Annotated in this window: 25 protein-coding genes; 15 read left to right on the top strand and 10 right to left on the bottom strand. The window is 43.3% G+C overall.

Annotated features, from left to right (window positions below):
- Positions 1 to 9 precede the first annotated feature (9 nt).
- Positions 10 to 1,368, bottom strand: coding sequence for an SLC45 family MFS transporter (locus tag FD05_RS03485; RefSeq protein WP_020281765.1), 1,359 nt, complete (start codon positions 1,366 to 1,368; stop codon positions 10 to 12).
- Between the two features lie 415 nt (positions 1,369 to 1,783).
- Between FD05_RS03485 and scrK the strand changes: the two genes are divergently transcribed.
- From scrK to FD05_RS03460, 5 genes are all read left to right on the top strand, one after another.
- On the top strand, positions 1,784 to 2,659 hold the full coding sequence (gene scrK / locus FD05_RS03480; RefSeq protein ID WP_020281764.1) for a fructokinase ScrK: 876 nt from the start codon (positions 1,784 to 1,786) through the stop codon (positions 2,657 to 2,659).
- Between the two features lie 73 nt (positions 2,660 to 2,732).
- Positions 2,733 to 3,734, top strand: coding sequence for a zinc-dependent alcohol dehydrogenase family protein (locus FD05_RS03475; protein ID WP_039933177.1), 1,002 nt, complete (start codon positions 2,733 to 2,735; stop codon positions 3,732 to 3,734).
- Position 3,735: 1 nt separating this feature from the next.
- Positions 3,736 to 4,491, top strand: coding sequence for a DUF6198 family protein (locus FD05_RS03470; protein WP_020281762.1), 756 nt, complete (start codon positions 3,736 to 3,738; stop codon positions 4,489 to 4,491).
- 284 nt (positions 4,492 to 4,775) lie between these two features.
- Positions 4,776 to 5,165, top strand: a complete 390-nt coding sequence (locus FD05_RS03465) for a VOC family protein (RefSeq protein WP_020281761.1) — start codon at positions 4,776 to 4,778, stop codon at positions 5,163 to 5,165.
- Between the two features lie 130 nt (positions 5,166 to 5,295).
- Entirely contained in the window at positions 5,296 to 6,642 is a 1,347-nt protein-coding gene (locus tag FD05_RS03460) for a glucose-6-phosphate isomerase (protein WP_020281760.1), read from the top strand.
- Positions 6,643 to 6,893: 251 nt separating this feature from the next.
- Here the strand turns inward: FD05_RS03460 and FD05_RS03455 are convergent, their stop codons facing one another.
- Positions 6,894 to 7,154 carry a type II toxin-antitoxin system Phd/YefM family antitoxin gene (locus FD05_RS03455; RefSeq protein WP_020281759.1) on the bottom strand — a complete coding sequence of 87 codons (261 nt, stop codon included), beginning with the start codon at positions 7,152 to 7,154 and terminating at the stop codon, positions 6,894 to 6,896.
- A gap of 262 nt (positions 7,155 to 7,416) precedes the next feature.
- Here FD05_RS03455 and FD05_RS03450 point away from each other — a divergent pair, with 262 nt between their 5' ends.
- From FD05_RS03450 to FD05_RS03440, 3 genes are all read left to right on the top strand, one after another.
- Entirely contained in the window at positions 7,417 to 7,782 is a 366-nt protein-coding gene (locus tag FD05_RS03450) for a type II toxin-antitoxin system RelE/ParE family toxin (RefSeq protein WP_020281758.1), read from the top strand.
- 5 nt (positions 7,783 to 7,787) lie between these two features.
- On the top strand, positions 7,788 to 8,066 hold the full coding sequence (locus tag FD05_RS03445; RefSeq protein WP_020281757.1) for a helix-turn-helix domain-containing protein: 279 nt from the start codon (positions 7,788 to 7,790) through the stop codon (positions 8,064 to 8,066).
- Between the two features lie 279 nt (positions 8,067 to 8,345).
- A complete protein-coding gene (locus tag FD05_RS03440; RefSeq protein WP_039933173.1) occupies positions 8,346 to 8,720 on the top strand; it encodes a DUF1304 domain-containing protein in 375 nt (124 codons plus the stop codon).
- Positions 8,721 to 8,774: 54 nt separating this feature from the next.
- On the opposite strand, the gene FD05_RS03435 is transcribed toward FD05_RS03440, so the two are convergent.
- On the bottom strand, positions 8,775 to 9,740 hold the full coding sequence (locus FD05_RS03435; RefSeq protein WP_039933172.1) for a LacI family DNA-binding transcriptional regulator: 966 nt from the start codon (positions 9,738 to 9,740) through the stop codon (positions 8,775 to 8,777).
- A gap of 143 nt (positions 9,741 to 9,883) precedes the next feature.
- Here FD05_RS03435 and FD05_RS03430 point away from each other — a divergent pair, with 143 nt between their 5' ends.
- Both FD05_RS03430 and FD05_RS03425 read left to right on the top strand, forming a co-directional pair.
- Complete coding sequence (locus FD05_RS03430; protein WP_191980528.1) at positions 9,884 to 10,435, top strand: hypothetical protein; 552 nt, start codon at positions 9,884 to 9,886, stop codon at positions 10,433 to 10,435.
- A 271-nt stretch (positions 10,436 to 10,706) separates the two neighbouring features.
- Positions 10,707 to 12,497: a glycerophosphoryl diester phosphodiesterase membrane domain-containing protein gene (locus FD05_RS03425; protein WP_020281754.1), complete on the top strand. Its 1,791-nt coding sequence runs from the start codon at positions 10,707 to 10,709 to the stop codon at positions 12,495 to 12,497.
- Positions 12,498 to 12,856: 359 nt separating this feature from the next.
- Here the strand turns inward: FD05_RS03425 and FD05_RS03420 are convergent, their stop codons facing one another.
- On the bottom strand, positions 12,857 to 14,182 hold the full coding sequence (locus FD05_RS03420; protein WP_020281753.1) for a C1 family peptidase: 1,326 nt from the start codon (positions 14,180 to 14,182) through the stop codon (positions 12,857 to 12,859).
- Positions 14,183 to 14,277: 95 nt separating this feature from the next.
- Between FD05_RS03420 and FD05_RS03415 the strand changes: the two genes are divergently transcribed.
- Positions 14,278 to 14,481: a hypothetical protein gene (locus FD05_RS03415; RefSeq protein ID WP_039933170.1), complete on the top strand. Its 204-nt coding sequence runs from the start codon at positions 14,278 to 14,280 to the stop codon at positions 14,479 to 14,481.
- Between the two features lie 311 nt (positions 14,482 to 14,792).
- Here the strand turns inward: FD05_RS03415 and FD05_RS03410 are convergent, their stop codons facing one another.
- The 3 genes from FD05_RS03410 to FD05_RS03400 are packed head-to-tail and all read right to left on the bottom strand — an operon-like array spanning position 14,793 to position 16,759.
- Positions 14,793 to 15,305: an ECF transporter S component gene (locus FD05_RS03410; protein ID WP_020281752.1), complete on the bottom strand. Its 513-nt coding sequence runs from the start codon at positions 15,303 to 15,305 to the stop codon at positions 14,793 to 14,795.
- Entirely contained in the window at positions 15,305 to 15,892 is a 588-nt protein-coding gene (locus FD05_RS03405) for a TIGR01440 family protein (RefSeq protein WP_020281751.1), read from the bottom strand. Before FD05_RS03405 ends, FD05_RS03410 begins: the two co-directional genes overlap by 1 nt.
- 3 nt (positions 15,893 to 15,895) lie before the next feature.
- Positions 15,896 to 16,759, bottom strand: coding sequence for a PfkB family carbohydrate kinase (locus tag FD05_RS03400; RefSeq protein ID WP_020281750.1), 864 nt, complete (start codon positions 16,757 to 16,759; stop codon positions 15,896 to 15,898).
- 206 nt (positions 16,760 to 16,965) lie between these two features.
- Here FD05_RS03400 and FD05_RS03395 point away from each other — a divergent pair, with 206 nt between their 5' ends.
- The 4 genes from FD05_RS03395 (at position 16,966) to FD05_RS03380 (ending at position 20,789) form a co-directional block, all read left to right on the top strand.
- The gene (locus tag FD05_RS03395; RefSeq protein ID WP_039933168.1) at positions 16,966 to 17,643 is read left to right on the top strand and encodes a YoaK family protein; all 678 of its coding nucleotides are present in this window, start codon (positions 16,966 to 16,968) and stop codon (positions 17,641 to 17,643) included.
- Positions 17,644 to 17,997: 354 nt separating this feature from the next.
- The gene (locus FD05_RS03390) at positions 17,998 to 19,131 is read left to right on the top strand and encodes a vitamin B12 independent methionine synthase (RefSeq protein WP_020281748.1); all 1,134 of its coding nucleotides are present in this window, start codon (positions 17,998 to 18,000) and stop codon (positions 19,129 to 19,131) included.
- Between the two features lie 29 nt (positions 19,132 to 19,160).
- On the top strand, positions 19,161 to 19,358 hold the full coding sequence (locus FD05_RS03385; protein ID WP_020281747.1) for a hypothetical protein: 198 nt from the start codon (positions 19,161 to 19,163) through the stop codon (positions 19,356 to 19,358).
- A gap of 258 nt (positions 19,359 to 19,616) precedes the next feature.
- Positions 19,617 to 20,789 (top strand): MFS transporter, encoded by a 1,173-nt coding sequence (locus FD05_RS03380; protein ID WP_020281746.1) that lies wholly within the window; start codon positions 19,617 to 19,619, stop codon positions 20,787 to 20,789.
- A gap of 73 nt (positions 20,790 to 20,862) precedes the next feature.
- Here FD05_RS03380 and FD05_RS03375 read toward each other — a convergent pair whose 3' ends face one another.
- The 3 genes from FD05_RS03375 to FD05_RS03365 form a co-directional block, all read right to left on the bottom strand.
- Entirely contained in the window at positions 20,863 to 22,158 is a 1,296-nt protein-coding gene (locus FD05_RS03375; protein ID WP_039933167.1) for a D-serine ammonia-lyase, read from the bottom strand.
- A 157-nt stretch (positions 22,159 to 22,315) separates the two neighbouring features.
- Positions 22,316 to 23,098 (bottom strand): DUF6612 family protein, encoded by a 783-nt coding sequence (locus FD05_RS03370; protein ID WP_020281744.1) that lies wholly within the window; start codon positions 23,096 to 23,098, stop codon positions 22,316 to 22,318.
- Between the two features lie 19 nt (positions 23,099 to 23,117).
- On the bottom strand, positions 23,118 to 23,642 hold the full coding sequence (locus FD05_RS03365; protein WP_039933166.1) for a hypothetical protein: 525 nt from the start codon (positions 23,640 to 23,642) through the stop codon (positions 23,118 to 23,120).
- Positions 23,643 to 23,664 lie beyond the last annotated feature (22 nt).

Below are 23,664 nucleotides of genomic sequence, written 5' to 3'. Positions count from 1 at the left end.
ACGTCCTTTCTAAGCTTTGTAAGTTTCTTTGATAAATCCAACTGAGGCTGCACCAAGTGCCATGATGACACCTGCTAACAGGAACATGTTTGGCTGTGCGTTACCCAGCATTGGGAACAAGCCAAAGCTGGCAAGTGATGCGACGATTTGTGGCAGGCAGATTGAACCGTTGAACAATCCAAGATAAGTTCCCATATGTTCACCAGACAATGCATTGGTAACCATTGTTAATGGGTAAGTGTTCATGGATGCCCATGCCATTCCAACTAAAGTGAATGACAAGATCAAAATGTATTGGGTGTGAACGAAGAATACTGAGATAAAGCCGGCAGCACCGAGTGCCAAGCTGATTGAGTACCATAACTTGTGGTGATTGTTAGGCATTTTAGCTAATACGTATGACCAAACAACTGCGGCAATTGATTGAACGGCAGCGAGGACACCATACCAGTTACCGGCAGCCTGATAGCCTGCAGAAGTAGCGTTAGTAGTGTTCCAAACGTTGCTGGCGATGGCACCAGCTGAATATGTCCAAAGGTATTGGAATGAAATCCAGCAGAAGAATTGCACCAAGGTAACTGTCCAGAATACTTTTGGCGCTTTTTTCAGCAATGACCACCAGTTACCACCAGTTGAGTTGGCTTCTTCAGTGATGCCGTGGTATTTTGCATAAGTCTTAGGATCATATTCATGAACCTTGAAGATTGTCAGCAAACTGGTAAGTAACAGAATTGCGGCACCAACATAGAAGGAAACCACAACTGATTGAGGAACAACCCCTTTTTCAGCGGTGTTGGCAACCCCAAATGCGGTGAAGATAAATGGGAAGATAGCCGCGATAACCGCACCACCATTTGATAAGAAGCTTTGAATCCCGTATGCATAACTCTTTTGATCATCATTAACCATATCGCCGACCATCATCTTGAATGGCTGCATGGCGATATTTGACGAAACATCCAACAAGGCAACGGTCACAGCGCCAAATACCAATGCGGTGATCGAAGCGTACCCGAAGCCAAAACTACCCGAATTAGGCAGCAGACACATGACAATAATTGCAATTAACGTTCCTAAGGCCAAGTAAGGAAGACGACGACCGCCCAGCTTAGGTGCCCAAGTTCTATCTGAATAATAACCAATAATTGGTTGAACGATTAAGCCGGCAAGTGGTGGCAAAATAAAGAACCAACCCAACTTGTTGGGATCTGCCCCAATGGTTTGGAAGATCCGGCTCATTTGCGAGCTTTGCAGGGTAAATGCGATCTGCACACCCAAGAAGCCAAAGTTAATCATCCAAATGGTACTGGCCGGAAGTTTGGGCAATCCAGACTTCTTGGTCGCTGCTGCGCTACTTTGTTCATCCATTTCATATTCCTCCAATTCAAAAACATAGCATTAATAATAGCGTTTACATTTTGTATTATGGCACGTTTATTTATTTATTGCAAACGGTTGCATGAAATTAATTGAGCATTTTTATCCTTAATGCGTGATAAATATTGTGATACCGGTTACTTCTGTGATAAATCAGTTTTAATAAAGCTTTCAGATACAATCAAATGATGATTCTTCTGATCTCATCATTTGGAGCGAAAAAAAGTTTTTTACTAATTTTCAGTCAGTGATAACGGACGTGGTCTAGACCTCACTGATAATATGAAAATGCATCATGTAAATTATTTACACCTTTTCATTGCACTTCAATCAAAAATGTTTTATATTGAACAAGCATTCACAAGTAACTTGATGGATTACAACTTCATAAGGTGGTGAGATTTACATGTTATTAGGTAGTGTTGAAGCCGGTGGTACAAAGTTCGTATGTGCTGTTGGTAACGAGGATTACCGAATCTTGGATCGGACGCAGTTCCCTACGACCACTCCAAAGGAGACCCTGCAAAAGACTGTTGATTACTTCAAACAGTTTAAGGATCTCAAGGCAATCTCAATTTCTTCGTTTGGACCGATTGAGCTCCGTAAGAACTCGCCTAAGTATGGGTACATTACTAATACCCCGAAAAAAGGCTGGGCCAATACAAACTTTGTAGGTCGAATTAAAGAGGATTTCGATATCCCAATTAGTTGGACAACTGATGTTAACGGCTCCGCTTACGGCGAATACGTGATGGCAACCCTGTTCAACGAAAAGATCAATTCGTTGGTTTATTACACCATTGGGACCGGTGTTGGTGCAGGTGCAATTATCAATGGTAACTTCGTTGGTGACATTGGACATCCTGAAATGGGACATGTTCGTTTGAAGCGTCACCCAGACGACCTGAACTTTAGGGGAATCTGCCCTTACCATGGGGATTGTTTGGAAGGCTTGGTTTCAGGCCCAACATTCGAGCCTCGCACTGGTAAAAAGGGACAGGACGTACCAATGACCGATCACGTTTGGGACATCATGGCATTTTACGTTGCTCAAGCAGCCATTCAGGTCACCTTGATGATGCGCCCGGCTAAGATTGTGTTTGGCGGTGGCGTTGTCAGCGAGGCGTTCTTGAAGAAAGTTCGGGAACAATTCAATGAATTGCTGAATAACTACATTGACGTTGGCGATCTCGATAAATACATCGTGATGCCATTGGTTAAGGATAATGGTTCAGCAACTGTCGGCGATTTTGCTTTAGCTTTGAAAGAATACAACAAGTAACAACTTATTTTTTTGGAAGGTTCCACAAACGTTTGCGGAACTGAATGGATATTAAAAGGAGATTATTTATATTATGAAAGCACTCGTATTTACTGGAAAACAACACATGGAAATTCAAGACATTGACAAGCCAGAAGTAAAGCCTAACGAAGTCCGTGTTGACACTGCTTACGCTGGTGTTTGTGGTACTGACCATGCCCTTTATAACGGGCTTCCAGGTTCAGCAGATGCTGTTCCTCCAATCGTCTTTGGTCACGAAAACTCAGGTGTTATTTCCGAAGTTGGTTCTGACGTTGATGGCTTCAAAGTTGGCGATCGAGTAACTGTTGACCCTAACATCTATTGTGGCAAATGTTTCTACTGCCACACTGGTCGTCCAGAACTCTGTGACAACCTCTCAGCCGTTGGTGTAACTCGTAATGGTGGCTTGGAAGAATCCTTTACTGCTCCCGCCACAAACGTTTACCCTATTCCTGACAATGTTTCATTGAAGGATGCTGCCGTTATCGAACCAATCTCATGTGCCGTTCATGGTATTGACTTGCTTAAGTTGACTCCATACCAAAAAGCATTAGTTATTGGTGATGGCTTCATGGGTCAATTATTCGCACAAATTCTCCAATCTTATGGTGTCCATCAAGTTGACTTGGCCGGAATCATCGACGAAAAGTTGGATCTTAACCGTGAAAAATTAGGTGTTACCAACACTTACAACACCACTCGTGACCAGCTACCTTCAGATTACGATGTTGTCATTGAAGCCGTTGGATTACCACAAACTCAACAACAAGCTGTTGAAGCTACTCGTAAGGGTGCTCAAGTATTGATGTTTGGTGTTGGTAAGCCAGATGATCATTTTGAAATGAACACTTACGAAATTTACCAAAAGCAATTAACTGTTCAAGGCTCATTTATTAACCCTAACGCATTCGAAGACTCAATCGCCCTTCTCCAAAGCGGTGACTTGAACGTCGATGCCATCATCAGCAACGTCTTTGATTTGGACGAAGTTGAACCATTCTTACAAGGTAAGACTAAGGGAGTTTCAAAAGCAGTTGTTAAAGTAGGTGAATAGTTTGAAGAATAATGAGGAAACCGACAGCCAAGTATTAAATGGCCGGACAATCTCAATGTCTAAATCCATCACCTTCTTCATCATTTCATTGGTGATCAACTCTGCCGGAAATGTGCTGACCTTGGTTACCAGCGCGCAAATCCACCCTTCCTACTTGGGATCGGCTTATTGGACTGCCGCTGAAGCCAACTTGGCCGTCGCATTTGGCTGGAACTTGTTTTGGACATTCTTAATTCTTGGTGTTGTTATTACAATCTTAAACGCAATTCTGGTTGGACACTGGAGTTGGCGCCGAGCACTTGGAAACCTGGTCTTCATGGTTCCCTTCTCTGCATTAATTCAAATCTTTGAAGATTTCTTCCTCGGTAAGTACCCTGCATTGTTCAGCGGGTTTCCACCCGCAAAGACACCGTTCATGATCGGATTCTACATCCTGTTGAACTTCTTGGGTGTCGCAATGATTGGAACCGCCATCTCGATTTATCAACGGGTCAACCTCGTGCTGCATCCCGCCGATGACTTAATGCAGATTCTGCGTTTCAAGTACTTCAAGGGAAATGCCACTACAGCGATGTGGGCTTCATACATTCCACCAACGCTGATGGCAATCTTGGCATTCGCAATCACGCGTCAATTCACCAACTTCGGAATTGGGACCATCTTTGCCTTCTTATTCCAAGGTGGCATTACCGGGATCGCGGATACAAAGGTCTTTCCACACCTCAAGCATCAAGCTTTGGATGTGGGTAAGGATTAGAGTGTGACGAGCAACGGGTGATGCGGTTTCTAAGAGTGCTTTGGCTGAAACCCCGACTTTGGGTTTTAGTCAAAATGCACTTAGAAGTTAGCATCAGTTGCGTCGGAACACGTTTCAACAAAGTAACCAAACGCCTAACCGCACGAACTTTCGCCCGAGGTGCTTTATTAAAAATCAAACTTGGTTTTTACTGGAAGTTCCTTGGGTTTAGGTTTTCTCATAAATGAACACGGTTACAAAATGTTAGTTGTTACAAAAATTTGATACAAAAGAGGACATTAAGCATGGCAATTAAAGATGATATTACTGGAATCCAACACGTTGGTATTCCTTCAGTTGATTTAGACAAAACAATCGCATTTTACGAATCACTTGGCTTTGAAGAAGCCGGCTTATTCCATAATGGCGAAAGCCGTTGCGCATTTATGCGCTTCGGTAACTTAACCATTGAAACTTGGGAAGGCGATCCAACCGCACGTAAGGCTGGTGCGATCAACCATATTTCTTTGAACACACCTGACGTTGAAAAGGCGTTCGCTGACGCTAAGGCACAAGGCTTGCGTTTGGTTGATAAGGAAATTCAATCAATTCCTTCATTCTGGAAACAAGGAATTAAGTACTTCAACATCCTCGGCCCAAATGAAGAAACCATCGAGTTCTGCCAAATTCTCTAGTCCCAGCCGGATTATTTAATTTTCAAGGAACCCTGCATAAGCGGCTGAGATAAAACTTCGGTTTTGTTCCAGTCGCTTTGTGTTTTATAATTAACATAATGTTTGATTCTAAGAAGGGAAGTACTAACACATGGCTCATATTTCTTTTGACAGTTCAAAATTATCAAAGTTCGTTCATGATAACGAACTCGGTGAAATGCAGGCATTGGTTAACGCTGCAGATGCCGAATTACGTAAAGGCACTGGCGCCGGCAGCGATTTCCGTGACTGGCTCACTTTGCCTAAGGATTACGACAAAGATGAATTTACCCGGATCCAGGCAGCTGCTAAAAAGATTCAATCAGATTCAAAGGTCTTAGTTGTCATTGGTATCGGTGGCTCATACCTGGGTGCCAAGATGGCCGTTGATTTTCTAAACGACACTTTCTTCAACTACTTGCCAGATGACCAACGCAAATTCCCACAGGTTATGTTTGCCGGTAACTCACTCAGTTCATCATATGTTCATGACTTGATCAACTTGATTGGCGATCGTGACTTCTCAGTTAACGTGATTTCTAAATCAGGAACCACCACTGAGCCTTCGATCGCATTCCGAATCTTCAAGGAACGCTTAATCGCTAAATACGGCGAGGAAGGTGCCAAAAAACGAATTTACGCTACTACTGACAAAGCCCATGGTGCTTTGCGGAAGGAAGCTGATGCAAGTGGTTACGAAACTTTCATCATCCCTGATGGCATTGGTGGCCGTTACTCAGTTTTGAGCCCAGTTGGTCTCTTGCCAATTGCAGTATCAGGCGCTGATATCGAGCAATTAATGAAGGGTGCCGCAGATGCTTCGGACGAATATTCTGATCCTGACTTAACTAAGAATGAGGCATACCAATACGCTGCTTACCGAAATATTTTGTATCGTAAGGGCTTCACCACTGAATTGCTTGAAAATTATGAACCAAACATGACCTACTTCGCCGAATGGTGGAAGCAACTCATGGGTGAATCAGAAGGTAAAGATCAAAAGGGTATCTATCCTTCATCAGCCAACTTCACCACTGATTTGCATTCGCTGGGTCAATACATTCAAGAAGGTTTGCGTAACCTCATGGAAACGGTTATTAAACTCGACAAACCTAACTATGACGTTGACATTCCTAAAGAAAAGGACAACTTAGATGGCTTAGGCTACCTTGAAGGCCGTACCATGGACTACGCCAACACAGAAGCCTTCCATGCGGTTGTTCTCGCCCACACCGATGGCAATGTGCCAAATATGGCCGTTCACATTCCTGACGAGACCCCTTATACTTTGGGTTACTTGATCTACTTCTTCGAGGTTGCGGTTGCCATTTCCGGTTACCTCAACGGTATCAACCCATTCAACCAGCCAGGTGTTGAAGCATACAAGCAGAATATGTTTGCATTGCTTGGCAAACCTGGATTTGAAGAAAAGGGTAAAGAACTTAAGAAACGCATTTAGTCTTCATTAAAATTTTCCGCAAATAACCCGCTCGCTGACATCGTGTTGATGTTGGCGAGCGGGTTTTTGCTTTGGAGCACCTTTTATAAGTGTATTTAACACTATACATTATACATTTAACACTTTGTAGAAGAATATTGGTTCGAGGCTTCATTTGTAAATAAACAGGAAATAATTGGTGTGCCGATAACGGGTCAGTTTCAATGTTTTCTTGGGTCACCTTTGGCGGTTGATTTACTTTTAGCTGTCATTTACTCATGATCGATGTCTCGTATCATTGCATCTAGATCAACGTCTGGATCATCCTGACGTTTAAGAGCACCGGGCAATTGACCACTCATTGCCAATTCCAATGTTTCTTGCCAGGCATCATAGTCTCGCTTACTCATCAAGACAGCACTTTTCTCGTCGTCACTACCAGCGATGAGCACTGGTTTGGAATCTTGATTGACAGCCTTAATTAAAGCAAATAATTTTGAACGTGCTTTAGTTGGATTGACAATTTTCTCCATAATGATTCCTTCTCTCGATGATTATGTAGTTTGTATGATTTGTTATGTAATACGCTATCCCCGTACGTCAATTGATTCAAGATCATATAATCTACAAATCTAACTTTGGTTACCTCAACGGTATCAACCCATTCAGCCAGGAGTTGAAGTTTACAAGTAAAATATGTTTGCATTGCTTGGCGAACCTGGATTTGGAGAGTCGGTAAGTTCTATATCGAGTAAATATATTGACTCATTTTGAAAAACAATTTATAATTAGTGTATGGAAAAAATAACCTTTGAAGCTTACATTCGCCCCAATGGTCACAACGAATTTCGAGAATTTCTAAGTAGTCTTCCTGATAAAGATGCTCGGAAAGTGCTATACACCCTGGACGCAATCTCTGAAGTAGGCATCCTGGATGCCGCTAAAATGAAGTGGGTTAAACGGCTCAATGATGATTTGTTTGAAGTTCGATCTAAGCTGGGTACAAATATTCAGCGAGTCATTTATTTTCATGTTGTTGCTGGACGCTATGTGATTACCCATGGATTTACCAAAAAATCGCAAAAAACACCTATAACTCAAATTCAGCATGGTGAAAAGATTCGTCAAGAATTCTTGCAAGAACTTAGGGAAGGAAAGTGATCAATATGCCCAAAACTGAAAAACTAGAATCGCTTATCAGAGATTATACGAACAATCCTGAGGAAAAAGCAGAATATGAGCAAGGGAAGGCGCGATTAATTGCTGCTTACAACTTTATGAAGGCACGTGAAGCGGCTGGCTTATCACAAAGAGACTTGGCAGCAGCTGCCGGGGTACCCCAACGTACAGTTGCACGAGTTGAATTAGCAGATAATACGAGTTTGGCTACCTTAGAAAAACTAGCTACTGCCCTTGGAAAGAGGCTGGAGGTCTCATTAAATTAAGGAAATTATTAGTCGTTTATTTAATTATCTGCTCAAAAATATTGTTCAAAAAATTTTTATAAACAGAAAACCACCTCTCACCTTAGCTCCAAGTTTGTGAGGTGGCCTTTTTGTGTTTTCATTTACAGCTATATTTCCTATACCTTCTTTGCTGAAGTGCGCTTTGCTGCTCAGCTTCACACCTAACATTTCTCACAATTTCCGATTCTATTAATCAATCTTTCCAAGCATAACCTTATAATAAGTATGTAAACTAAACTTGAATTGGAGCTGAAATCAATGCTTAACTTAATCTCAGATATATTCGTTGTCCTAGTCGGAATCGAAGCGCTCTTAATCATGGCTTTCGAGATGTTTGGCAGCCAATCTAAGGCCGCTCAGAAGGCTTTCAATGCTTCGGCCAACTACTTAGCGATCCCGGAAACTAAAGCTAGTATGGCCAACCAGGGACTGTATAACGGCTTCATCGGCGTCGGCGTCTTGGTGGGACGATTCCTGTTCCCCGCAAATGCAGTATACCCGATTCTGCTGCTTTTCATCGGTTTTGTTGTGGTAGCAGCTATTTTTGGCGCAGCCACTATCAGTAGACGCATCCTCCTCACTCAGGGTGCCCCGGCGATCATTAGTCTAATACTATTATTGCTCACTCACTAGAGATCATAAAAACCAACCTGACGGATTTGCCAAGCTGGCCCTTTTTAATCTGATTTAAACAATCGCATGACCGACAATCATGTGGTCAACCATTTTTTCATCGTCTGCCGGTTTGTCCAGCAACAGTTTAACTGCTGACTGCCCCATTTCATCTGGGTGAATGTCAACGGAATGAAAATGTTGATCAGTCAGTTCACTTGGTAATGAGTTGTTATAGCCAAGCACTTCGATGTCCTTGGTTGGACGGATCATTTTGTAACGATGGTACATCTGTAAACCGCTATAATCATCGATAGCGACAATGCCGTCCATTTGCGGATTATCCTTGATAAATTGGTCTTCGGCCGCATCGTCTTTATCTTGAGTCGACAAAATAACCGGCTTTTTTTCGGCTTTTTCAATTGCTTCAAGATAACCTTTGCGACGGTCAATTTCATATGGCCAGTCATGATGGGTCTGAACGAAAACCGGGTTTTGACAGTGATATTGATCCATTAAGAAGTTTGTGCCATCCAGTCCGGCTTGAACGTTATCGTTATCAACATACAACCACTTCTGATCGGCTGCCGGTTTCCCGATGGTCACGAAATCAACATCTTCTTTTCTAAGCATCTCGATGACTGGATCATCTTGATGTGAATATAGTAGAATGAAATGTTTGATTTGGGCACGACTAATCATTGATTTGACGTTATCGATCACCTGCTGGGTGCTGTCACCAATGGCGATGGACAGGACATAGTTACGGTGATTCAATTGGGCATTAATGCCTCGCAAAACGCCAACGTAAAAGATGTTATCAACCACTCGGTTATTCACTGGGAAGACAACCCCAACCGTATTTGCTTCATGGTTGGTCAGATTCTTAGCGTTGTAATTGGGTTGGTAGCCCATCTTGTCAGCCATTCTCCTAACTCTGCGCCGGGTCTTGAGACTGATGCGCTTATTATCATTGAGTGCCCGTGAAACGGTCGAAACTGAGAGCCCCAACCTTCTTGCGATGTCGCGAATTGTAACCATTGTGATGCCTCCCCTCCTTTAGATTTTACCCTTTTTGAAGTTGCGATCTTGTTAAACTTTTGTATCAATTATTAATAATGAACCATACTACTAGATTTTGACAGTGTTATGTGATAATTTCAACATATGAGGTGATTATGGAAATGAAAAAGAGCAGATCATTAGCCGTTATTTTGGCGGTTGTTGCAAGCTTTGCACTAATTTTGGCTGGCTGCAGCAGTTCTTCAAATAAGAGTTCAAATAACGACAGCAGCAAGGCCAGCATGCAGAACCAGGTTCAGAATAAATCAGCCAAAGAGGTTTTAACATCCAACGATAATCTTTGGTATATGAACGGTTCAATTAATTATAAGAGCAAGTCAGGCATTGATGCATACAAATTTAACAGCAAAAATCACACTGTGACAATCTACAGTGTGAATAAGATGTACAAAACATACAGTGAAGCTAAAAAAGCAAATGATCTGGATAAGCAGGGAACTTTGAAGTATACCTTCAAGAACGACTCGGCTAATAAACCGGTGATTTATATGAAGGGGAAGCTTTCAGACATCCCAATGCACCAAACGATTTCTGTAAAGAATACCGTTGCCGGGAAGAACCATCAGTCCAAGTTGAAGGTAACTGGTTATAAAGTTGTTCGGAACCTGGATGAAGATCCTGCACCACAAGTATGGGTTACACCTAAAGATTAAATAAGTATCAAGGAGACTGGGACAAAAGTGCAAACTTTTGCCTCGGTCTCCTTTTTTGGTGGCGCCATTATCACCTAGCAAAAACGTGCTCAAATCGGCTGATCCCGGCCATTTAAGGAGATAAATCAACCATTTCAGAACCAGGAATAATTGATTTACCCCCTTAAATTCTGGGATCAAATCGCCTTTTTTCGCACTCTCTTTTTGTTAGTTCTGCTTGGAGTTATGGTAGGATAAAAATATCGAACTTTAAAAAGAAGGTAACTCGAACATGAAAGGCAACAAGCTTTTACGACGATCAATCAGAACATTTTTCAACAACTGGGGTGCCTATGTCAGTTTAGTCATTATTATTAATTTATTATTAGGCATCGTAGTCGTTCCAATCATGCAGTATGTGACCGGATTAATTCTCCAAATCAACCGGATCCCATATCTGTCATACACCAACGCAGTTTGGCTGCTGACACAAAAGCCCCTGGCAGTTGTGGAATTATTCATCTTACTGCTGGTGATTTTTGCCCTCGTCTTCTGGCAGTTTGCTTTTCTGCTTTACGGCATTAACAACATTGCCCTCAAACAGAATATGAGTCTGTGGGAAGTTTTCAAGAACGCGATTCATGACATGCGGCGATTGCGGTTAGGTAGCTTTTTGTTCTTCATTGGCTACTTTATTTTGGTCTTACCCTTCTCAGTTGCCTACCTCAATTCACCGCTGCTTTCCAAAGCCACCATTCCGACATTCATTTTAGATGATTTAGAGAAAAAGCCATTAATAGCTATCTTGATCACCGTTCTGGGTATCGCAATCTTCTATCTAAGCATTCGTTTGATCCAAGTGTTGCCAATGATGATTATTCATCATCAGCGCGGACTTGAGGCTGCCAAAAACAGTTGGCAGCTAACGCGGCATAACACTTGGCAGTACCTGTGGCGAATCTTTGTCTTGGGATTAATCAGTCTGGCCTCGACGACCATCGTCTCTTACCTACTTTATTTCTTGCAAACGTATTTGGATTCGCAGGCCAAGCTGATCGGCTTCGTCGGTGCAATTACCAACATGGGTCTCCTAACCGTCTGGCAGCGGCTGGTCGCCTCATTCAGTGTGGTTGTGTTTATGCTGATCCTGTTAATGGTTCTAGATGAATCCAAATGGCACACTGAATCCGTCGTCACTCGTCTCCCCCGCAAGCGAAGAATTGGCCGGCGGTTGATGGGTGCTGTACTAATTGGTTTATTCTTAATTGGTGATGTCACCTTCAATGCCGTCTACCTTCAAGGTGCTCTATTGAGCCGCCCGGCAACGATTTCTCACCGCGGCGTCAATGATGGCAATGGGGTCCAAAATACCATTCCGGCACTGAACCGAACCAGTAAGGATAAGCCCGACTACGTTGAAATGGACCTGCATGAAACCAAGGATCATCAATTTGTCGTCATGCACGATGAGAATTTATCAAATCTGGCTGGTGTGAATAAGGCGCCCTACCAGATGACCCTCTCACAGATGACGAAGCTAAAAGTTCATGAAAATGGCCACACAGCGCATATTGCCAGCTTTGATCAATATTTAAAGGCTGCTGAGCGCGATCACCAAAAGCTGTTGGTTGAAATCAAAACAACGTCTCATGACAGTCCAGATATGTTAAAACTATTTGTTAAACGTTACGAAACCCGGCTATTAAGTGATCATGACCATATTCATTCACTTGATTATGACGTAATCAGTGGATTGAAGAAACAGGCACCCAAACTATTTGTCAGCTACATTCTGCCCTACAACTTCTCGTTCCCACAGACCAAGGCGAATGCTTACACGATGGAGGAAACCACTCTCAATGACCAGTTCGTCAACGAAGCCCATTTTCGCCGTCAGCAGGTCTATGCTTGGACCGTGGACGATGAGCCCGATATGACTAAAATGTTATTCTTAAACGTCGATGGTATCATCACGGATAATCTGACCCAGCTTAAAGGAACCATCAAATCCACCTTTGATCACCCAAGCTATGCGCAACGCCTGCTGATTTATTCAAATGAATTACAGGATGAGCAAAAATAGTTAGGTTATTTCTATGAGTGTTATGGAATAGCTCCAACAGATGTTACCCAACACTTATGTACTTATGCAGATTACGCTTTTTCCGGTATGATTAAAGAACCGTCAATCTTTCTGATGAGCCTATTGGAAAGGAGGTGATGGAATTGCTTTCTCTACTCACCCAATTTCTTATGGCTGTTTTAGCCGGTATTATTGTTGCTATTTTTAGCAACCGACGATAATTGTTCTTGGCGGTGAACGTAGCCATAAAAAAAGGAACCCCTCACCCGGGTTCCTTTTTTTAGTGATGAAATACTTTCTCTACTTACAAGTTAATCATACATAGGCGCTTAGACGGTGTCAATATTCATGATTCGTTTTTATGCCAACGAATCCCAAGCTGGCAATTCAATTGGCGCCTGTTTCAGCAAGGTTTTCTGATCGTCAGAGAGATACTTTTTGTGAACAACTACTTCATAGACATAGTCATCCATCCAGTCGTCATTCATCGTGAAGTAACCTTTCTCACCATTCTTGTCGCCCCAAGAATTTTCAACTTTCCATTTCGTTGGGGTGTCGCCATCCAAATCAACACCGGTAAAGGTCATGGCGTGGGAAACCTCGGCTTGATGATATTGAAGCCGAGTGCCTTTATCCATTTCCAAATCCGTATCGAACAATTCTGAATAACGGAATAAGTGGCTATCGAGGAAGCCCTTCTTGCGATCCATTTGCTCAAGAACATCATTGCCAAACCAGACAGTTTCACCGTCTTTGAGCTGAGCAATCGTCGCTTTTTTCAGGACATCCATTGGTAAGTTCAGGAACTGAATTTGCTTACCACCGACCACGTTATTTTGACTGGGCAGGGAATACAGCTGGTTATAATCCTTCTCAGGCGAATTCGACAAAACCACGTAGTCGTCCAAATCAACGTCAAAGTATTTGGCATAAAATTCTTTGGGTGTCAGACCTGAAACCTTGTGATATTTCTTATCATCATCCCGATAAGCAAAGTCAACCGTTGTTGGCGGCTCACCGAATGAGTATGCCGTGATTCGATAAACTTCGCTCAACATCTTTTTGCGAGCGGCACTAATTTCGTCATCGGACTTTTCGCCTTTGACCATTTGGCGAAGATTAGCAGCATCGATCCGCAGTTTCCGATTCATAACGATATCAAATGCGCCGGTATTCTCCACGTTGGCAGTTTCAGGGAAGTCGCTCACCGGAACCACGCCGTACTTTTGAACCAATGCGGCTGCCATAGCCCATTGGCCACCATCATCACCAGGAAAGCTCAAATAATTTTCCACTTCACGGTCATCGGCAGGCCGACTGGCGGTTGCCAGAATTCGATCATAGAAAATATTGGCCCGTTCGATTTTGTCCCAGAAGAATAAGTATTTTTGTGAAAGATTAAAATCCTTCACCTTATATTTCGATGCAAATTGGTGACGCAACGTGTTGACCAGAGAAAACAACCAGCAGCGGCCGCTTTGCTTCTGATTAGTCACTGAGCCTGTCTGCAAATCCACCGAAAACACTGGATTCAAACGAACTTGGGCGTCGGGATCCTGGGCAGCTTGGTTAATGCCGTTTTGCTCAATGATTCTCGATAACACATCACTCTTTGGTGCGCTTTTGAAATCATTGTGGAGCTCCGAGAAATCTTTATCAGTTAAAACACTGTTCTTATCAGTCATGCAGACATCCCTCCTATGTAATTGTGTAACATTGTAGATCTTTTCTGATTTAGCCGCAATGGACCTTGTTGATGGCCCTTGTCCAGATGCATTAAATGAGTGTCACGCCTTTCGCCGTGTCTCAGCCCGCCGGCCACGCCTGCTGTAGTGGCTTGGATTTCGAGCCTGTAGTCTCGAAATACCAAGATGCTGTAATCACGACTTTCAGTCGTTTCAACAGCATTGACACTACTGCTGGCAATGCCGGCGAACTGAGACACGGCTACTTTGAAGATGGTTCTAACTTTGATCACCACTAGGACATTAACGACGTTTCCGCAAATATATTAGGAATATGAAAGATGCTTACCTTCCCAAAGACGCATACAATCCGCAAAGTAAAAAAGTCCACAAACTCATTTGTAGACTCAACTCTTTGTAGCCGGATTTTGCTGGCTTGGTATTGCCAGCCGTAGTGAAAGTGTTGTTGAAGCTGATGAAATCAGCGATTACAACACCACGATATTTCGAGACTACAGGCTCGAAATTCGTGCCACTATGGCAGGCGGAACCAAGCCAGCAAAATCTATAGTGTTATGTTTAATCTCCAAGTCAACATAGTTGATTGATTTTATATGCGTTTCCTAAGTCGTGGAGTCACCAGATAAGCAATCAATGCGCCAACAGCCCCTTGAATCAGGTTGGTCCCGATCCCGACATACCCGGCATAAAGGTTATAAAGAACTGAATCAGCCACAAAATAACCGATCACCATGATCACAATTCCAACAGAAACGGCAATCAGCTTGGTCCACTTACGATCAGCATGCTTACCCGCAATCAAGCCGACAATCAGGCCTTCAGCGCCGTGAACAATCAAAGAAAACCACATATATTGACCATAACCTGAAATCAGATCCAGCAGAAACCCACTGGCGCCACCGACAACCCCACCGACTCTGGGTCCCAATAATAAGGCACTAATAAAAATACCAGCATCACACAAGTTAATATTTCCATGAGTCATCGGAATTGGGATGATGAAAAATCGACTGATCGCAACCGTCACGGCGATAAACATTGCCGTTAAGACGACCTTGAAAATATCACTACTTACCTTGCCACCTACACTTTTGCGATCCATTACTTGCTTCCTCCCAATACATAATCTTCCTTATTTGCTTCAGTAAAATCATATTTAGCGCGTTGGCCACCAATGAGTTTTGGTCGTGATGACAGGCAGACAACATTCGCTGCCCCAACGTGACGATTAGTCATCCTCACCGGAATCTGCACGTATTTTACGTGCATTCCAATCTCGGTGCCACCAATATCAATGCCGCCAAACGCGGTGATGTGCTCAACTTCCACCGGGTCATCTAATCGTTCATAGGCGGCAACCTGAGTGCCACCGCCGGCATGCATGGCTGGCACGACTGACACGATTTCCAAATTGTGTCGTTCGGCCACCCTTCGTTCCAACAATAATGCCCGGTTGATATGTTCACATCCCTGAATTGCCAAATTGATATTGCGGGGGATTAAGAAGGTTTCCAAAGTCGAAACCACCGCTTTACCGACATCCAGCCGCGAATTGGTTCCTTTCCAGTCACCTGATATTTCACTAGTACTACAGCCCACGACAAAGATGCCATTTTCTGGGAATTTAACTTTATCAAAATATTCAGTTAAGACGTCCGACAAGTCGCTTTTAATTGTGAGTAAATCCATCTTTTACACTTCTTCCCCTGTTTGCCCTAACGTAAACTTCGCCACATTATACAATGATCTGGTCAAATTCAATCCAAATTTGCGCTGGCCTTTTGGTGCGTGGCTGGTTAAACTAACCGCATCATAAACACCGATCACTGCTTTTTGGATTGCAGTATCAAGATCCAAATCAAAGTTCAAATAACCAATTAAGAGTGCTGAAAATAAGTCACCGGTGCCATAAAAATGACCGGGAATTAATGGGGACCCTGCCCATTTGAGTTTGCCATCATTCATGTAAACACAGCCGATGCCGCCATCTCTCAGCACACCAGTTACAATCACCTGTGCATGGGAATGGTTGGCCACTCGGCATTTTTGAATTGCTTGGCCGATGACACCGTCATTTGCGTCAGCTGCCAAATTCTCACCGCTCAGCAAACCCAACTCTGTGATGTTCGGTGTGATGACATTCGCAATTTTCACTAACCGTTTAATGCTTGCCAGATAGTCATCGTCAAAGCCCGCGTACATTTCCCCCTGATCGCCCATGACGGGGTCGATCAACAGTGTCGCTAAATCAAGAGTCGAAAGATAATCATGCAGAAAATCCACTGTACTGGATTTGCCAACATAGCCAACAATGCCTGAATTGAATTTCAAACTATCCAAGCTATTCCAGTGTGTAACTGCTCTGTGCAGAAAGGCATCAGTACTGAGCGTAGACGGTTGGCCAAAACCTTCTGTCTGAGTAGAAAGAAGTTCTGTCGGTAACGTCGCTGTCTGAATTCCAAATGCGGAAAAGACAGCAATTGCCGCCGTAGCAGAAAGCCTACCGACAGCTGAAAAATCTTCAGCAATTAAGACACTCGATTTGATAATGATCATCCTTCCATAAGATGTGTTACAAACATTGTACCCCATTGACGATTAAAAAGTTAATAGCTTACACATTAAATGTAACATTCTCTCATCAAAAGTATTTTAAGTATACCAAGATTCCCAGAAGAAACAATAGACAGTTTGCTTTTAATGTCGATCACTCTGGTATAGTAGAGCTGTAAACATTTCGGATATAGAAAAGAGTGATCACCATGTCTTTTTTTACGAAACACAGTATTACGACACTTGCCCAGACTTTTATCATGGGTTCCATTGATGCCTATACATTTCAGAATTTTAACGGCTCATTTGTGAGTGCCCAAACCGGAAACCTGGTCATCTTCGCTTATGAATATGCGACCAAGGGTTGGACGACCGCCTACATTCGCGTGCCGGTACTTCTTGGATTTCTGTTGGGCGCATTCATTTCTCAAGGCTGCAAGCATATCAAGCTCAGCCCGAATCATCGTTTTAATCTCCTATTAGGCTTCAGCATTATCTTTCTTGGGCTGCTGGCAATTGCGGCAGTCGCCGACCTACCTGAATTGGATATGCTTTTTAGCCTCGGCCTATTCTCTGGGTATGAATTAACCGTCTTTAACCGCATTGGTGAGACCAGCGTCAATAACGGCATCATGACCGGGAATTTAAAGAACTTCGCCAATAATGTCTACGAGGCAATCTTTAGTCACGACAAAACTGCCATGTTTAAAGCCGGTCATTTTTTGAGCGCAATTGTCATGTTTGTGATCGGCATCATGTGTAGCGCCTACCTTCTCAGAGCAATTGGCGTAGAAGTGTTCATCGTGGCCGCTTTACTGAATCTAATCTTATTGGCAGCCATCCACATCCACTTTCGAATTAGTAAGCGTCATGAAACAATGAGTTGACATTTACTTAGATTTGGTTTAGATTAAAAAGCAATTAGAAGACTTACGAAATTTCAAGCTATGAGGAGAAGAGTAACCACTCGGATCGATTTCAGAAAGCCTGGCAGATGAGAGCAGGTATCGAAACGACGGTGAAGATGAGCTCCAAAAGGCATTAGTCCGTTCACGCGGATTGATCGGTAGGAACCGTTAACTTCCCGGGTATCAATGGGTACCGGTGAGGCGTTGTTTGTGAGAACGACGCGAATTAGGGTGGTAACGCGAGCATTCGTCCCTTGACTGTCAAAATGACAGTCAGGGGACGAGTGCTTTTTTTCGTAAGTTGAACTTTTAAAATTATAGGAGGATTTACACATGACAAAATCAGCTATTCAAACAAAATTTCCATATCGGTACGATGTCGTCGGTAGTCTATTAAGAACTCAAGCGTTAAAGGATGCCCATGCTAAATTTAACGCCGGCCAAATCAACGCCGCGGACTTACAAAAGGTTCAACATGAAGAAACCAGGAAAATCGTCGACAAACAAGTCGAACTCGGCTTAAAAGATATTACAGACGGTGAATTTAACCGCAGCTGGTGGCACTTGGACTTCCTCTGGGGATTAACCGGCGTCGAAAAGTACGATTACCATAAGAGCTATAAATTCCATGGCAGTAAAACTCGAACTGACAACGCCGAGTTATCCGGCAAAATTGCCTTTAATCCAGCGCATCCCTTCTTCGACAGCTTCGAGTTTCTGGAATCAATCACGCCAGATGGTGTCACACCCAAGCAAACCATCCCATCACCAACGATGCTCTTCCGTGATAATCGAAGTGATAACTGGTCCAAGTTCTATGACACATGGGATCAATATTTGGATGACGTTGCCAAAGCTTATCATGAAACGATTTTGCATTTCTATGAACTCGGTGCCCGTTATGTTCAACTCGACGACACCACCTGGGCATTTCTGATCAGTAAGCTAAATGAAACAGCCGATGATCCGAAAGCTCATGCCAAATATGTCAAACTCGCTGAAGATTCAGTCAAAGTCATCAACAAGTTACTCGCCGATTTGCCAGATGACTTAACCGTCACAACCCATATCTGTCGTGGCAACTTTAAGTCAACCTTCCTCTTCTCAGGCGGCTATGACGACGTTGCCGACTATCTGGGTCAGCTCAACTACGATGGTTTGTTCCTCGAGTATGACAGCGAACGCGCCGGTGATTTTTCACCATTAGGCAAAATCTGGAATGGTGACAAGAACAAACGGATTGTCCTAGGGCTGATCACTTCGAAATCTCCTGAACTGGAAGACAAGGACGCCGTCATCAACCGGATCAACCAGGCCAGCAGCAAAGTACCGCTAGAAAATTTGGCACTCTCAACCCAATGTGGCTTTGCCTCCACTGAAGAAGGCAACAAGCTCACTGAACAACAGCAATGGAACAAGCTTAAATTGGTTCGTGACATTGCTCGAGAAGTTTGGGACGTCGACTAAGGATCACAGAATGGAAATGAGGGATTCTCATGGATCAAATTAGAGAAAAGCATCCACAATCTCAGAACACTTATAACCAAGAGAATCATTGGCTGGGATTGTCAATTGGCTTGGTTGTCGGTCTGGCAATTGATGCCCTGTTTAGCTTTCGTACCGGGACCTTCTTCACTTTTGTCGGCATTGTGCTGGGAATGAGTGGTTTCTTGGATTTCAAGAAAAACAAATAGCATTCAATAATCTGTCAGCTTCGTGGAAACCGGCAGATTTTTGCATGTTGCCTCAAGACTTGAAAACAGGTAGACTTTCATTAAATACTTCTCATAATTATGTAAAGGAATGATGAACATGCTCGCTTGGATTAGCTTGCAACACAGCATTTTCGAGATCAACGCACTTCAGTTGTAGATTCTCAAAGATCACATAACTCGGACTTCTTCAAATACACCGAATAGTTATGGATCTTGCATTAACTGGAGTGCAGATAAATGAAAACGAATTATGCTTCAAATATTAATAAAGGTTATACTTACAGCTTTCTATCGTGGTTTGGGATTACCAGCCTGTGGGTAATGTACTTGCAGACAAAGGGCCTGACACTTGTGGAAATCGGCCTGTGTGAGAGTATCTTTCACATTGCCAGCTTTTTATTCGAAGTGCCCTCCGGTGTTTTGGCCGATCGACTCACTTATAAATTTGACTTGGTCATCGGCCGGCTGGCGGCGATTCTGTCTGCCGTAATTATCCTTTTTGGTCAGACATTCTGGCTGTTTGCTTTGGGGTTTGTCATCAACGCCCTGTCTTATAATATGCAGTCGGGAACTTTGGAAGCCCTGTTGTACGACTCACTGGTCAAAGACGACCTAACAAAAAAATATCCCAAGGTTATCAGCCACATTGATGTCATTATCGAATTTGCGGACACCTTGGGGGTTGTCCTTGCCGGCCTCCTAATTCATTGGTATTTTGAATTGACCTATGTCATTGGCATTGTCGTTGGCGTGATGGGACTGATTACCGTCCTATTCTTCAAGGAACCGGTGATCAAAAAGCGGGCAGTTGAAAAACCAACCTCGGTAAAATCAATTGTGGTGAATTCCTACAGAACAATGAAGGGAAATCATCAATTACGAAATCTGATGTTATTTGATGCCTTATACGCCACGGTTTGTACGTCCTACTTTTTCTATTTTCAAACTTTGATGGAAACCAATCACTTTTCGGGTTGGCTGATTTCAGTGTTGATGGTCATGTCTGCCTTGCTTAATATCATCGGCATCCAACTTACCCCGATGATTCAAAAGAAATTCTCAAAGCGGGAATTGATTCTGGCATTAAGTGTCAGCCTTGTCTGCCTACTGATGTTGACATGGCTTTCCTGGCTACCAATATTAATCGTTATGTTTTTAATCTCCCAACTGTTACCATCCCTCATCACCCCCATCTTCAGCAGTTACTATAATGAAATGATCAGCTCCGAAGAACGGGCAACGTTGCTAAGTGTTGCCAACGTCCTCTTCTCAGCAGTGATGATCATCGCATTTCCACTGCTTGGCTGGCTGATCCAAATGAATGGTTTCTCGTTTGGATTTGGGCTTGTGGGCTGTGCCCTCGCAGTTGTCCTGATTGTCATGAGACGAAGTTTTGTGAGTCCTAAATAATTTCAAAACCTAACAATAAAGGAGGCCGTGAGCAAAACGCATGTTTTGTTCACGGCCTCCTTTATTATCATAATTATAGTAATGCTTCACCCTTATCATGATCAACCCGACGTTCACTCTCTGGCATCATACTGCCGCCAGTCGCCCAGACAATGTGGGTGGCATTGGCAGTGTTGAAAGCGGGAACTTCAGTAATTGCCCGATCAATTGCGGTGAACCCCGCTGCAGCTGAAGGTTCAACCGTGATGTTTTCAGTGTCCATGAGTTGGGCCTCATACTTGTAAATGGTTGGATCTTGGAAAGTGACACTCCCAAATAACAGGGTTCGCATGACTTTTCCGGCAATCCGAGATGGTCGACCAACTGCCAAGCCATCAGCGGCAGTCTTGCCATCCAAGCCAATATCAAATACTGAAATTTCATTATTGAGCTTAGTCATCATCCCCAAGGTCACTGATGGCACATGGGTTGGCTCACAGAAGATTGCGTGAATATATGGGCCAATGATCATCTTGAGTCCAAAAGTCACCCCACTGGGACTGCCGCCAACTCCAGCTGGCAGGTACACGATCACTGGGTGGTTGCGATCAACTTTGATGCCCTGCTTATCAAACTGCTGTTTGAGCCGCACACCGGCAACAGCATAGCCAATAAACAGATCAGACGAACCTTCATCGTCAATAAAATGAACGTTGGGGTCTTCGGCGGCAGCTTGGCGAGCCTGTGGGATCACGGATGAAAAATCCGTATCCAGTTCAACCACGTCGACGCCATTTGCCCGGAGCTTAGCTTTCTTCCACTCCTTGGCATCGCGTGACATATAAACTGTTGTCTTGAAACCAAACGTCGATGCAGCAATTCCCACACTCAACGCCAAGTTCCCGGTAGAGGCCACCATGACACCGTATTGAGCAAATACTTGTTTATACTCGGGCGATTTTAAAATCGCGTAGTTGTCAGTCTGCTTGAGCGTTCCTTTAGTCATTGCCACGTGTTCAGCGAATTTCAATACTTCATAAATCCCGCCACGAGACTTGATCGACCCAGAAATTGGCAGCTCACTATCGGCTTTTAAGTACAAACTTCCTGCCAGTGGTGTTTCGTGCTCGTCATTCCAAGCCTTTTTCATCTGATCGAGTTTGATTAGCGGTGATTCAATCACCCCATGCATCTTCTTTGTTTCTGGAAAAGCAGCCTCGATGAACGGCGCAAAGCGATCCCAACGGGCAACAGCATCCAAAATATCTTCTTTAGAAAATGGCAGCTTAGCACTCTGCCCGTAATCTGGATTCTTCCAAAAAATTGGTGTTTCATTCATTAAATCTTTCACTTGTGGATACTTAACTGCTAATGCTTGTGTATTATCCATTTCCTTGATCTCCCCCAAAAATAATTTAAGCATATTGTAGCGCTAATTGATCCGGACAATTCCCCGCCAGATCAACCTTTACTAAGCCTTAACCATGCTGGCAAGGTCGTGTCATTTAGAAATTTGTTCGTTTGCAACATCACCATGACAGGTTGGCTTATTCGTTCACTTGGTTCGTGCTGGGTGCGTTCTGCTTGATATCAGCAGGGACCTTGAATTTCTTAACCTTGTTCACATTGGTATATGTCTCGGTTACTTCTTCAGTAATTGACTTTTTCGATGATCTGTCTTGATACTGCATATAAATGTAAGTATTGGTTGGCAGATCAGTCTTCTTATCCAAAGTATATTTATAAGTAAATTTGGTAATTTTGACCTTTTTCAAGACATTCTTAGTGCTCTCACTGTGGTTGGCTTCAGCCAGAATGATCTTCTTAGCGACCATTGAACCCAACTTGCCATGGCCATTATATGAAAGCGTATCGGTGGCTTGATTCTTCTGAAGTTTCAAATGATTTTTTAAATATGCCATTGCCCTAACTGCTGCACTTGCCGAAACCTGACGCTTAACACTCTTAATCAATGGGCTCTTTTTCGGTAAACGTTGTTTGGACCAATTATTGTCAGCGTGAATATAGACCGTCCGACCTTCAATGAAATAATCATAGTTTTTGACCAAACCGGCAGTGTTGTTGAGTTTGGCCTGAACGATCATTGGCTTAAGATAGAATTTTGCGGCAATCTTGCCGGTAGAAGTCTTTTTGTTCTGGGTATTTTTAGTCACCAGCAACACATTCCCGCTCTTAATGCTATGAGCGGCTTTTTGTGCCTGGTTGACGACTTTGACAGCCTCGGAAGGCTTACTGGTAGATTTACTTGAAGAACAGCCTGCCAAGCCGATTCCCATGATGGCAATGGCGGCAATGATTACTTTTTTCATGATAATCTCCCTTTAAAATTTAAATCAGGCTAAACATCGACCAGAGAACAACGTAGGCACCGGTCACCACGGATAGTGACAGCCAGTGCGCCTTCATTACCCGCTTAACGGACTTGAACCACTTTGAAAAATAATAGACTGACCGATTTTTCTGAACAACATTAATAATCTGAAATGCGGTCATAGTGGCACAATATATCAAGACCGTGTAAGCAATGACAAATAACAGGTCCATGGCAATTCCCCGCCAGTGACCACTTAAAATGACCATGCCGAACTGCCAGAGATATGACCCCAGCAGGCCGAAATAAAAAAAGCTGGGAATTACGATCGCCATTCTCGCGGGAATGATAGTGAAAATTACATATGCCAAGAGCAATAAAAGTCCTCGCAATAATCCCTGCAGGAGGCGGCGATCGTTAATTGAAAAATTGACTGTGAGTGGCTGGACTTTAAAAATTGCAGCCGCCACAAAGAAAGCCACGACACCCCAGACTATAAACAAAATGTATGTTGAGCGACGTAACTTTAGATTTTCCAGCAAACGAACACCTCCTTTATAGGTT

This window comes from Lentilactobacillus otakiensis DSM 19908 = JCM 15040 (assembly GCF_001434145.1).
In the GTDB taxonomy this organism is placed as follows: domain Bacteria; phylum Bacillota; class Bacilli; order Lactobacillales; family Lactobacillaceae; genus Lentilactobacillus; species Lentilactobacillus otakiensis.
Note: the sequence above shows the minus strand (reverse complement) of the source record. Positions and strands in the feature narration are given on the sequence as shown.